12 protein-coding genes are annotated in these 11425 nt (G+C 49.6%); 7 read left to right on the top strand and 5 right to left on the bottom strand.

Translation table 11 applies throughout. The features are described 5' to 3' along the window. Positions 1 to 6: 6 nt before the first annotated feature. Complete coding sequence (locus IV54_RS09530; protein WP_057879118.1) at positions 7 to 972, top strand: 3'-5' exoribonuclease YhaM family protein; 966 nt, start codon at positions 7 to 9, stop codon at positions 970 to 972. 72 nt (positions 973 to 1044) lie between these two features. Here IV54_RS09530 and IV54_RS09535 read toward each other — a convergent pair whose 3' ends face one another. From IV54_RS09535 to IV54_RS09545, 3 genes are all read right to left on the bottom strand, one after another. Continuing rightward, positions 1045 to 1968: a peptidylprolyl isomerase PrsA gene (locus IV54_RS09535; protein WP_057879119.1), complete on the bottom strand. Its 924-nt coding sequence runs from the start codon at positions 1966 to 1968 to the stop codon at positions 1045 to 1047. A 112-nt stretch (positions 1969 to 2080) separates the two neighbouring features. Continuing rightward, the gene (locus IV54_RS09540) at positions 2081 to 2401 is read right to left on the bottom strand and encodes a hypothetical protein (RefSeq protein ID WP_057879120.1); all 321 of its coding nucleotides are present in this window, start codon (positions 2399 to 2401) and stop codon (positions 2081 to 2083) included. 2 nt (positions 2402 to 2403) lie between these two features. Further along, on the bottom strand, positions 2404 to 2862 hold the full coding sequence (locus IV54_RS09545) for an HIT family protein (RefSeq protein ID WP_420806178.1): 459 nt from the start codon (positions 2860 to 2862) through the stop codon (positions 2404 to 2406). A 133-nt stretch (positions 2863 to 2995) separates the two neighbouring features. On the opposite strand from IV54_RS09545, the gene IV54_RS09550 reads away from it, so the two are divergent. From IV54_RS09550 to pepF, 6 genes are all read left to right on the top strand, one after another. Next, on the top strand, positions 2996 to 3730 hold the full coding sequence (locus IV54_RS09550; RefSeq protein WP_057879121.1) for an ABC transporter ATP-binding protein: 735 nt from the start codon (positions 2996 to 2998) through the stop codon (positions 3728 to 3730). Continuing rightward, complete coding sequence (locus IV54_RS09555) at positions 3727 to 4953, top strand: ABC transporter permease (protein ID WP_057879122.1); 1227 nt, start codon at positions 3727 to 3729, stop codon at positions 4951 to 4953. Before IV54_RS09550 ends, IV54_RS09555 begins: the two co-directional genes overlap by 4 nt. Positions 4954 to 5011: 58 nt before the next feature. Then, positions 5012 to 5803 (top strand): phosphotransferase family protein, encoded by a 792-nt coding sequence (locus IV54_RS09560; protein WP_057879123.1) that lies wholly within the window; start codon positions 5012 to 5014, stop codon positions 5801 to 5803. 61 nt (positions 5804 to 5864) lie between these two features. After that, a complete protein-coding gene (gene trmB / locus IV54_RS09565) occupies positions 5865 to 6512 on the top strand; it encodes a tRNA (guanosine(46)-N7)-methyltransferase TrmB (protein WP_057879124.1) in 648 nt (215 codons plus the stop codon). An 81-nt stretch (positions 6513 to 6593) separates the two neighbouring features. Continuing rightward, on the top strand, positions 6594 to 7688 hold the full coding sequence (locus IV54_RS09570) for a competence protein CoiA (RefSeq protein ID WP_057879125.1): 1095 nt from the start codon (positions 6594 to 6596) through the stop codon (positions 7686 to 7688). A gap of 62 nt (positions 7689 to 7750) precedes the next feature. Next, positions 7751 to 9568 carry an oligoendopeptidase F gene (pepF, locus tag IV54_RS09575; protein ID WP_057879126.1) on the top strand — a complete coding sequence of 606 codons (1818 nt, stop codon included), beginning with the start codon at positions 7751 to 7753 and terminating at the stop codon, positions 9566 to 9568. Between the two features lie 52 nt (positions 9569 to 9620). On the opposite strand, the gene IV54_RS09580 is transcribed toward pepF, so the two are convergent. Further along, positions 9621 to 10502, bottom strand: coding sequence for a DegV family protein (locus tag IV54_RS09580; RefSeq protein ID WP_338034234.1), 882 nt, complete (start codon positions 10500 to 10502; stop codon positions 9621 to 9623). A gap of 119 nt (positions 10503 to 10621) precedes the next feature. Further along, a complete protein-coding gene (locus IV54_RS09585) occupies positions 10622 to 11272 on the bottom strand; it encodes a DsbA family protein (protein ID WP_057879127.1) in 651 nt (216 codons plus the stop codon). Positions 11273 to 11425 lie beyond the last annotated feature (153 nt).

Here is an 11425-nt window from a genome sequence, read left to right on the forward strand (position 1 = left end):
GGTATTATGGCAGCAGCCAAACAATTGATGGACTATGCCGTCGACGAGGCGGTTGACTTATTCGTTCTTCTGAAGTCGGCCGATGTGCGGACGGCCAAGAATGGAAAACAGTATATCGCCATTGTGTTTGAAGATCGTTCCGGTGAAATCTCTGGTAAATACTGGGATGCTTCAGATGAAGACGTCGCTAACTATGTCGCCGGGCGGGTAGTCCATCTGCAAGGGAAGCGGGAGAATTACCAAACCCATCCCCAAATTAAGATTTTCCATTTGCGACTCAGCAAGACGGGTGAACCCACCGATCCGGAAGCCTTTATCGAACAGGCACCAATGTCGCGTAAAGAAATGGAAGACTACATCAACCAAACGATTTTTGAAATCACGCAACCAACTTGGAATCGCTTGGTTCGCAAGCTTCTCGGCGAATATCAGGAACAATTTTTCACTTATCCCGCGGCAAAGAGTAATCACCATGCCTTCAAGGGTGGATTGGCCTTTCACACCATTTCTATCTTGAAATTAGCGCATTCGGTCGTTAACCAATACTCGGATCTCAATGGGCCACTGTTGTATGCCGGGGCTATCCTGCATGATTTAGGGAAGACCATTGAATTGTCGGGCCCCAAGTCAACGGTCTATACGTTGGCAGGGAACTTGATTGGGCATATCGTGCTCATTGACGGTGAATTGGTTCGAGCTTGTGATCCGCTGAAGTTGGATCCGCAGGCCGAAGATGTGTTGCTTCTGCGGCACATGATTCTCAGCCACCACGGCTTGCTGGAATACGGGTCACCCGTGCGACCAGCCTTACGTGAGGCGGACGTCTTGCATCAACTCGATGAGCTCGACGCCTCAATCATGATGCTGGATACTGTCGTGGAACACACCGAACCTGGCGAATTCTCCGAACGGGTCTTTGCCATGGACGGTCGGCGCTTCTACCGGCCATCAACGGACAAACCCGAAGAGTAGGGCGTCCTTAAATTGCGACAAAAAAGGCATCCGATTTCATTTCGAAATCGGATGCCTTTTAAGTTGTGACGATTACTTAGATGAAGATGATGAAGTCGTCGAAGTGCTGGAACTTGATGACAAGTAGTCAGCCAGGATGTTCTTCATATCCTTGTCCTTGATAGAAACGTCACCCTTCTTTAAGACCTTGGCAACGACGTTATGCAGAATAGTTGAATCATTCATGTCGTTGTCGATGATTTGCTTCGTCAATTCGGCCTTGTGTTCCTTGATGGTTCCCTTACCAGGGTTCTTTAACATCAAGATAACGTGGTAACCGTATTGCGTCTTAACAGGAGTAGCGGTGTATTCGTTCGTGTTCAGCTTGAAGGCAGCCTTCTTGAAGGTTGAGTCCAAAGAGGTGTCGGTGCTATCGAAGGCACTTAACTTACCACCCTTGTTCTTGGTAGCAGTATCAGTAGAGTACTTCTTAGCTAACGTCGTAAATTCGCTAGTTAAGTCGCTCTTCTTGGTGTCCTTCAACTTGTCGATAACCGTGTTAGCGGTCGACTTCTTGGAAACCAAGATGTGCGCAACCGTAACTTCTGGTTCGTAACTCTTGAATTGCTTCTGGAGTTGCGCATCGGTTACCTTAACGTTGTCCTTTACGGCTTGCTTCAAGAGTAAGTTCGAACGGACTTCAGTCTTTAAGCCGGCTTCCGTCATCCCACTTTGGGAAAGAACGCTCTTAAAGGATGAGCCATATTGTGCCTTGTATTGGTTGAATTGCTTGTTAACTTGGGACTTCTTAACCTTGTCACCATATTGCTTTTCCAAGACCTTGTTTAAGATCATTTGTTGCAGAACTTGCTTACCAGAAGAAGTCCCTTTAAGACTGCTGTAGTAAGCACTTTCTGTGACCTTACCACCACTAGTAGTGGCAACGGTTTGGTTCCCACAACCAGCAAGCGTTACAGTCAGTAACACACCAGCGAGGGCGATTAACCATTTCTTCATATTGCTCAACACATCCATTCATCAAGATTGGTGTAAACACCATACTCAGACATCATAACACAAAAAAACGCAAACCCAAAAAGGTACGAGAAGCTTTACAAAAAGTTCAAATTTAGTCCTGTTCCCAACGATCCAAGGTTTCTTGAATCACTGCGACCCGGGGGGCAATCTTGAATTGGAACTTCTCGATATCCTTTTGAATGTCTTCTAGAGCAGGGGTGCTGGCGTCAACGGCCGCTCCGAGTTTTTGAACGCTTTCAGTCAATCGTTCTTGAGCGCTCTGGGCCTCACTAACCTTGGCAGCAGTGTGCTTGGCTTGTTCCTTTAAGTGTTTTGCCCAAGTGATTGGGTCCTGTTTGGTTAAGGTAAGGTAAGCGGCCAAACCAACGCCGGTGGCAAGGGTGAGACCGCCAATGAATCGGCTAATTCCCATGGTTAATCCTCCAATTGTTCCTTAATTTTAGCTTGAATGACCCCGTATGAAGCAGGGGTGAAGTTTGCTGCGTTATCTTTGAAGATCATCTTGAAGTCATCGTGATCGGTGTAGCGGGGGATCAGGTGGAAGTGAGAGTGGAGGACAGACTGGTAAGCCACTTCACCGTTGTTGTTGACAATGTTCATGCCCAAGATAGTGGGGTCAGCCGCTTTAATGGCCCGAGCAATCTTGGGAATTCGAGTGAAGACTGCGGCGGCGAGGTCTTCATCATAGGCGAAGATGTCCTGCACGTGGGTCTTAGGAATCACCAGCGTGTGGCCAGTGGTGCCTTGGGAGATGTCCAGGAAGGCCTTCACAATGTTATCCTCATAAACGGTATAACTGGGAATATCGCCCTTTAAAATCTTGCAAAAAACACAATCATCATCGTAATGTGGTTCTAACGTCATAGTCGCCATTAAATCTCCTTCTTTCACTGTAGTTCTTTCATTATACACCAGCAATCACTGCTGTTTCACCCCAACCGTTCGTTTGTCGGGCCGCCTATGGTATAATGGTGCGGTTAAATTATGAAGAAATGAAGGGATGTTTATGGCTTTAGAAGTCAGCCATGTTGTGGGAGGCTACTCCCAAATTCCCGTCTTAAAAGATATTAGTTTTGATGTTAAGGACGGCGAATTGGTGGGATTGATCGGATTAAATGGTGCCGGGAAGTCCACCACGATTAACCATGTCATTGGCCTGTTAACGCCTCACCAGGGGACGATTACTCTGAATGGAGTGACCATTGATCAGGACAGTCAGGCTTATAAACAACAAATTGCCTATATTCCAGAGACGCCAGTTCTGTATCAGGAACTGACGCTGAGAGAACACCTTGAGGTCACCATGATGGCCTATGATTTGGACCATGAAAAGGCCTGGGCCACGGCGCACAAACTTTTGAAGACGTTCCGTTTGGATAACAAGTTGGATTGGTTCCCCGCTAACTTTTCCAAAGGGATGAAGCAAAAGGTCATGATCGTCTGTGCCTTTTTGACCTCAGCCAAGCTCTTTATCATTGATGAACCTTTCCTGGGACTGGACCCATTGGCCGTTAATGACCTGTTGAATCTGATTGAAGAACGCAAGCGTCAAGGGGCTAGCATCTTGATGTCGACCCACGTCTTGGATACCGCCCAACGGTACTGTGATCGCTTCGTGTTGCTCCACGACGGTCAGGTGAAGACCGAAGGGACGCTCAGCGAATTACAAGCCGCTCTTCCGGAAGCGGGGGAATCACTGAACGATATCTACCTTTCGATGACAAAGGTTGATCGCTCATGACCGGTTTATTCAAGACCCGGCTGCAGCGCCATCTCCGGGAAATGGCCAAGTACCTGCGGTTGGTTTTCAATGACTTCTTTGTTTTTGCCTTACTATTTTTCCTCGGCGGTTTAGGACTGGGCTACTCAAATGTGCTGAAACAACTTCATGGACACGAGTGGTGGGCGCCGCTGGTTGCCTTACTGGTGTTGACAATTGTGGCCCAGATCGGGCGGTTGGCGACCCTCATTGAGGATGCTGACCGGGTCTTCCTATTACCAAAGGAACGGGCCATGCATGCCTACCTGGTCGCCGCTCGGCGGTACAGCCAGGTGATTGCACAGGCCACACAGGCGATTGCCATTTTCCTTTTGTCACCGTTCTTGGCGGTGACCCTAGGCTGGTCTGTGACGCCCGTACTGCTTCTGCTGGTTGCTCAGGTGGCCTTAAAGGATGCCTTACTACGGATGGACCTCGCCAGCGCTTATCAGGTAACTGGGCAAGCGCGGATGAATCGTTGGCCGATCAAATGGGGCCTGAGCCTGATTGTGCTCGCCTGTGGGTTGTGGATCACGCCACTCGTGGCGGTGATCCTGGCGATTGTGGCCGATATTGCGGTAGCCGTTTGGTTTCAACAACATTGGCAAACGCAACAGATTCGTTGGCGTGAACAGATTAAGATTGAGGATAATCGGATGTTGGGAATTTACCGGTTCTTCAACATGTTTACCGAGGTTCCCATGTTATCTGGAACCATTAAGCGCCGCCGTTATCTCGATGGACTTTTCCATTTGATCAAGCCGACGCACGAGCAGACCTATCTGTATCTGTTCAGTCGGGGGATGGCGCGGGGCACTGAATTCAGTGGCCTGATCGTCCGTCTGACGGTGATTGGTATGATGTTGTTGTACTTTATCCGAGGAGAATGGTTGCCGGTGATTCTCGCGGCACTCTTCATCTATCTGATCGGATTTCAACTCTTGCCCTTCTTTCATCAATACGATGATATTGTCTTTACCCACGTCTATCCGGTTGCTGCAGCGCAGCGATTGAAGAGTTTTGTCACCCTGATGACGCTGATTCTTAGTGTGACCGCAGTTCTGCTGTGGATCGTGGTGGTTCTGGCTAATCAACAACTCTTACCAGCGGCCGTGACCCTGATTGTCGAAGCGCTCGAAGTTTGGTATCTAGCACGGATCTATACACCGCAACGTTTGAAGCGTTCGGCTGAAAATAGGGCTTGACGCGGCCTCGATTTCCCAATAGAATTAATAATAGCTGACAAATCGAGGAGGGGTGGACATGGCACTGGACATCAGTGACGGCTGGAGCCTGTATCCGCTGGGCGGTAATACCGGCACGGCGTATATGGGAACGAAAGCCTCACAAAAAGTGTTTCTAAAACAGAATGCATCACCATTTCTGGCTGCACTCTCCATGGAAGGAATTACACCGCGGTTAGTGTGGACGAAACGCTTGGCATCTGGGGACGTCATGACCGCTCAGGAATGGTTGAATGGCCGAACGTTACATCGCGAGGAAATGCGCGAGCAACGGGTGGCAAGGTTATTACACCGCGTTCATCATTCCCATTTATTACATGATATGTTATTAAAAGTCGGCGGACGTTTCACCACGCCCGCCCAGCTACTGACGCGCTTGCAACCGGCGCTGGCTTCGGATTTACGGCGTCATCCGTTAATCCAGTCGGCATTTGCCGCCTTGCAGCGTGAACAGCCAGAGCTGCCCAAGACCCGTTACGAAGTTTGTCATGGTGATTTAAATCATAAGAATTGGTTGTTATCCGACCGCAGTCGCCTTTACCTGGTGGACTGGGACGTGGCAACCTTTGCCGATCCAGCGCTGGACCTCGGCGCCTTACTCTGTGAGTATGTGCCCGTCGAGGAGTGGCAGCGTTGGTTACAGGATTATGGCGAGCGCGTGACCCCGGACTTAACGGCCCGAGTGAACTGGTACGCCAGAGTTCATTGCTTGACCGTCATTGCGGAAAGCTATCACCAACAACGATTCCAAATCATGAACCAACATTTAATTTTACTCGAACGACTGACCCGAGAGGCAGTCACAGACTGAGTTTTTGGCGGGAGCGAGGATAAACCTTGCGCCCGCCGTTGTCATTAAAGGAGGATATACGATGCGTGTACGTAACAAACCATGGGCGAAGGATTATTTGGCCGATCACCCCGATCAAATGGTGGAAACACCAGAAGCACTGATGGGCAACTGGCAGAGCCGTTTCCCTAAGGAGCAACCATTGAGTGTTGAAATCGGAACGGGTAAGGGCCAATTCATTGTTGAAATGGCCCGGCAACACCCCGACCGTAACTTTATTGGAATTGAAATCCAAATGTCAGTTATTGCCGCGGCCCTGAAGAAGGTTGTTGCCAGCGAACTGACGAACATTCAAATGGTGCGGACGGATGGCGAGGCGATCAATACCTTCTTTGCCAAGGGTGAGGTTTCAAACATCTACCTCAACTTCTCCGATCCCTGGCCCAAGTCACGTCACGCTAAGCGTCGGTTGACGTCGCCGGTCTTTCTAGCTCATTATGCGGACGTCTTGGCGAAAGGTGGTCAGATTCAATTCAAGACCGACAACCGTGGCCTCTTCGAGTACTCTCTGTGGAGCCTCAACAACTTTCCAATGATTTTCGATGGGGTTTGGTTGGATCTGCACGCTGCAACCGATGGTGTCGAAGATATTCAAACTGAATATGAACAGAAGTTTTCGGCTAAGGGCCCCATCTACCAGGTGATCGCCCACTTTCCAACCGAAGATTAACCGATAAAGTTAGGTCATTACGACCTAGCTTTTTTATTTTTGTCCCTAAATCACGGAATTAGCTGGTAAGGGGGTGAGGTTGTGTTGATTGCTTGGCGTGCAGGAAAGCTAATCGATGCCCGCGGCGCGGACCGACAGCCGGATTATCAGTGTCCGGCCTGTCACCAGCGCGTGGTTCTGCATCGGGGACGAGTGGTCCCACCGTATTTTGCGCATCACACTCTGGGGGACTGCGCCGTGGCGACGGAAGGGGAGTCGGCGCAGCATGTTTCGGGGAAACGCCAGTTAGCGGCATTCTTTGCGCCTTGGGGCGTGGGCACACTGGAAAAAGTCTTGCCAGAGATTGACCAGCGCGCAGACTGCTGGCTTGACCGTGGTGATCATCAACCGGTGGCGATTGAGTTTCAGTGTAGTCCCATTAGTCGCGACCAAGTGGCCCATCGGACGGCAGGTTACCAGGATATTGGGGTGTTTCCCTGTTGGATCTTAGGTGAGCGCTACCTGAAACAACAGTTGAATTGGGAGCTGATCGACCGGTTTGCCTGGGAGATGCCAGGTTGGGGGCTGTGTCTCTTATTCTGGGATGTGTCCCGTCAACGGTTAAGGCTGGATCACCATCTTCGGCAGATGGCGACGGGAAAAATGACCGCGACTACCCGCTGGCTCACGACGATCGATGAGCTCCGTCGCCCGCAACCAGCCTCACGACTGCCACCGGTGGATTTTCCGGCTTATCGTCAACGGTTGACGACCGATTTGTTACGCGGCAATTCTAGCCTTCGTGACCTTCAAGAGACACTCTACCTATTGGGAAAGAACCTCCCAGGATTTCCACCGATTTTGGGAACGACGCGCGCTTATTTACCGATATTTGGTCGGGGACCGCTTCTTTGGCGGATTGTTGTGGGAACGTGGATCTTTTCACGGAAAATGCGGTGGACGGTCCCTGAACTCTGGCAGTTGGCACAAGCGGGATTAACGCTAGTGGGTGGCCATTGTGAGGGTGGCATTCGGTTTACTGGGGAAGAAACCCTTCACTTAGCTTTGTCCGATCTCATGGCAGATTTGGTCGCGGGCCATTACCTGCAGCGAACCGTCATGGGATGGCAAGTCTTGGCGGAACCAACGTGGTCGCGAGATGGTCATGAATGGTTAGAAAATAATGAGAGAAAATAAGTTGTGGCCGCCAAACGTCGCGGTAAAAGTGTTAAACTATCTATATGTAAAATTAAAGGAGGATGAGGATAGTGAAACAAATTCCCGAACGCTCAGCGGTTCCAACGGCATTGACCTGGGACCTGACCACGATTTATCCCGATGATAGTGGGTTTGACCAGGCGGTAGCCACGGTCAAGGCCCAAGCCCAAAAGGTGGCCCAATTACAAGGTAAATTGGCCACGAGTGGCGAACAACTTTACCAGGTGACGGCGGCCATCTTCGATCTCAATCGACAGTTAGAGCGGCTATACGTTTATGCCTCCCTTAAGAACGATCAAGATACGAGTAATGCGCATGCTCAGGACCTCTCGGGTCAGGCTGAAAGCCTGGTTGCGACGGTAGCTGCGGCGACATCTTGGTATGAACCGGAAGTTCTGGGACTCGAACCGGCAACCTTACAAGGCTTAATCGATGCTGAACCACGGTTAGCCGATTACCAACATATCTTCGATGTGTTGGGCCAACGGCGTGACCATACTTTATCAGCACCGGAAGAAAAATTATTAGCCGGTGCAGGTGACATCTTCGGGGCTTCTGCTAAGACTTACAGTGTTTTGAGTGATGCTGACCTTCAATTCCCAGTTGTTCAGGATGAAGAGGGTCATGATGTCCGCTTATCCGAAGGCCTCTATGGTGTTCTGTTGCAGTCGACCACGCCTAAGGTTCGAGAACAAGCTTTTAAGGCCCTGTATAGCGTCTATCAGCAGTTCCGGCATACCTTTGCCTCAACCTTAGCCAGCGAGGTTAAAACGCATAATTATACGGCTCAGGTTCGGCATTATGGGTCGGCTCGTGAAGCAGCCATGAGTAGCAATGAGATTCCTGCGGTGGTCTACGATACTTTGGTGAAAACTGTTAACCAACATCTGGACTCACTTCACCAATATGTGGGATTACGTAAGGAAATTTTGGGCTTACCAGAACTCCATATGTATGACCTCTATACGCCAATTACTGGGGAACCTAGCCTGAAGTATACGTATCCTGAAGCTCAACAGGAAGCCCTGAAGGCCTTGTCCGTGTTAGGACCAGACTATGTGGCCAATGTGCAGAAGATGTTTGATACCCGGGCTATCGACGTCGTGGAAAACAAAGGGAAGCGAACTGGGGCCTATTCCGGGGGAATGTATGACACCAAGCCATATATTCTTTTAAACTGGCAGGATAGCCTAGAGAGTCTCTTTACCTTGGTTCACGAAATGGGCCACAGCATGCACAGTCATTACACGCGATCCAACCAGCCCTACCAATATGGGGATTACTCGATCTTCGTGGCTGAAATTGCCTCAACAACCAATGAAAACTTATTAACGGACTATCTGTTAAAGACTCAAACTGATCCACATGTTCGGGCTTACGTCTTGAATCATTATCTAGATGGATTCAAGGGAACTGTTTATCGTCAGACCCAGTTTGCCGAATTCGAAGATTACATTCACACACAGGCCGCCGCTGGCCAGTCATTGACGGCTGACTTCATGAGCAAGTTCTATGGTGACTTGAACGCCCGCTACTATGGGGATAATGTCATTTCCGATCCACAGATTGCTGACGAGTGGACGCGGATTCCACATTTCTACTACAATTATTATGTTTACCAATATTCAACTGGATTCGCGGCAGCTACCACCTTGTCACAACGCATCTTGAGTGGGGATCCGGCTAAGCGCGATGCCTACTTGAATTACCTAAAGTCTGGCGATTCTGCCTCACCACTTGAAGTGATGAAGCGTGCCGGGGTCGACATGACCCAACCCGACTATCTCGATCGGGCCTTCAAGACCTTCGACGAACGGTTGGCAGAGTTTACTAAACTCGCCCGTGAGTTGAAAAAGTAAATTGACGCATGAAAAAAGCTTTGGCAGTCAGCCAAAGCTTTTTTAGAATCATCTATTGGTTATTTAATGCGTTTAAATGGATTGCCAGTCTTGTTGCCATAGGATTACCCATGGTTTTCTCACCCGTATGGACACTGATAGCGGGGCCGAGTTGACTCTGGCTCACGCGAATCTGAGGGAAGAGCGTGTGGAGGTCGGTGACCCACTGGCGGGATAATTCCGGGTCGTTGGCGTCGATGACCGTCGCATGCATCGGATAGGCGTTGGCTGCCAGGTCTTTCGCCAGAGCCGCGGTCATGTAGTGAAAGGCCTTCTTCATCGTCCGTTCCTTACCAATCGCCACGATTTTACCCGTAGCGTCGAAGGTGAGGAGCGGCTTGATGTTGAGAAGATTGCCAATCATGGCGGATCGATTACTTAGGCGTCCGGTTCGGGCCAGGTGACTGAGGTTATCGACGGCAAAGAACACCTGTTGCGTATCGCGGAGGTGCTCAAGTTGGGGCACGATCTGTTCGCCGGTCTGGCCCGCCTGGATGAGTTTACCGGCGAGAAGGCAGAGATTGGCCTCACCGGCGCTGGCTACTAGAGAGTCGACGGGGAAGATTTTAGCCTTGGTGTAATCTCTACAGAAGACGCGTAGGTTATTCATGAAGGAAGTAATTCCGCTGGAAAGATGAATTGAGATGATTTCGTCAAATCCGGCGGCTGCCAAACGGTCGTAAGCCTCTTCGATCTGTCCCAAAGAAACTTGTGCGGTCGTTGGGAGTTCCTGATCGCTCTTGAGATAATCATAGAAGGTCTGGCGACTCAGCTGTGATTCCGGGTACTGGTGACCACCCAAAATGACCGTAATCGGAAGTACAGTGATGGGGTTGGCCGCAATTTGGTCGGCGGTGAGGTACGCCGCGGTATCAGTGACAATGGCTGTTGGCATAGGAGTTGCTCCTTTTTCCAAAATTAATGGCTCAATCATACCATAATCCGGGCACAATACCAGTCATTGACGATCAAAAAAACCAAGCCAGATTGGCTTGGTTTATCAGGTAAAACGATTTATAACACTCGCAGATGAGGATGCAATCCCCCAGTAAGTGATGAGGGTGTTTGGTCATTAGTCGGGTAATTAAGTTCACCCATTAACATCTCTTTCGTCGCAACACCCTGACTCTCGCAAACATCGCAAAGCGAGTCGTAGGTGACGTCATTCAGTAGCAACCCGTATTGAGAAACGTCGCAATTGAAGATGACAGCGGAAGAAGACTGTTGAATTTTCATTTCGGCAGCTAATTTCTGATCGGTCTTAAACGCTTGCTTGGCAAGGTCAGACTGGCAATCTTCGTTGAACATGTCGAGATCAAGGCGGCAATCTTTAGCCAGTTCAAGGGCCAACTCTTGCGAGAAGGACTCGTGGTGGTTAACAACCGCGGTCTGCATGTTTAAGAGGAAGTCACGGCCTTTACGCTTCCCTTGGAACAGGGCAGCTTTATAGGCCAGAATCGCCTGGTAGTACACGCCGAAGTAGGCATTCCGTTCAGCCAAGGTTGGCCGCTTAGGCAAAGCCTGCTCAATAATCTGCTGATTGAGTAAGGGCACAAATTGAAATGAGACCTTGCTATTAAGATGATCGGCCAACTTCATAATATTACGCTCGGAACGCATACAGCGAGCGCCTAATGGGTTGACGAACAAATAGACTTCTAACACATTGCTTCCTCCTAATAATCTGTCCTTGTTGGCAATCAGCAAGGGTCGCCAAACAAAAAATAACAATAGCACTACTTTAGCAAAAATTCAAAAAACATCAATTGTCAAATCAAGTGCAACACTAAGAATCTATTCTTAGAAGTGGTCTAGTTG

The organism is Levilactobacillus paucivorans (genome assembly GCF_001437125.1).
Taxonomy (GTDB): domain Bacteria; phylum Bacillota; class Bacilli; order Lactobacillales; family Lactobacillaceae; genus Levilactobacillus; species Levilactobacillus paucivorans.

Excerpts from the sequence above, each read along its gene's own strand:
- IV54_RS09530 (WP_057879118.1), top strand. The coding sequence starts at position 7 with ATGGCAGCAGCCAAACAATTGATGGACTATGCCGTCGACGAGGCGGTT.
- trmB (WP_057879124.1), top strand. The coding sequence starts at position 5,865 with ATGCGTGTACGTAACAAACCATGGGCGAAGGATTATTTGGCCGATCAC.
- IV54_RS09545 (WP_420806178.1), bottom strand. The coding sequence starts at position 2,862 with ATGGCGACTATGACGTTAGAACCACATTACGATGATGATTGTGTTTTT.
- IV54_RS09540 (WP_057879120.1), bottom strand. The coding sequence starts at position 2,401 with ATGGGAATTAGCCGATTCATTGGCGGTCTCACCCTTGCCACCGGCGTT.
- IV54_RS09580 (WP_338034234.1), bottom strand. The coding sequence starts at position 10,502 with ATGCCAACAGCCATTGTCACTGATACCGCGGCGTACCTCACCGCCGAC.
- IV54_RS09535 (WP_057879119.1), bottom strand. The coding sequence starts at position 1,968 with ATGAAGAAATGGTTAATCGCCCTCGCTGGTGTGTTACTGACTGTAACG.
- IV54_RS09550 (WP_057879121.1), top strand. The coding sequence starts at position 2,996 with ATGGCTTTAGAAGTCAGCCATGTTGTGGGAGGCTACTCCCAAATTCCC.
- IV54_RS09560 (WP_057879123.1), top strand. The coding sequence starts at position 5,012 with ATGGCACTGGACATCAGTGACGGCTGGAGCCTGTATCCGCTGGGCGGT.
- pepF (WP_057879126.1), top strand. The coding sequence starts at position 7,751 with ATGAGGATAGTGAAACAAATTCCCGAACGCTCAGCGGTTCCAACGGCA.
- IV54_RS09555 (WP_057879122.1), top strand. The coding sequence starts at position 3,727 with ATGACCGGTTTATTCAAGACCCGGCTGCAGCGCCATCTCCGGGAAATG.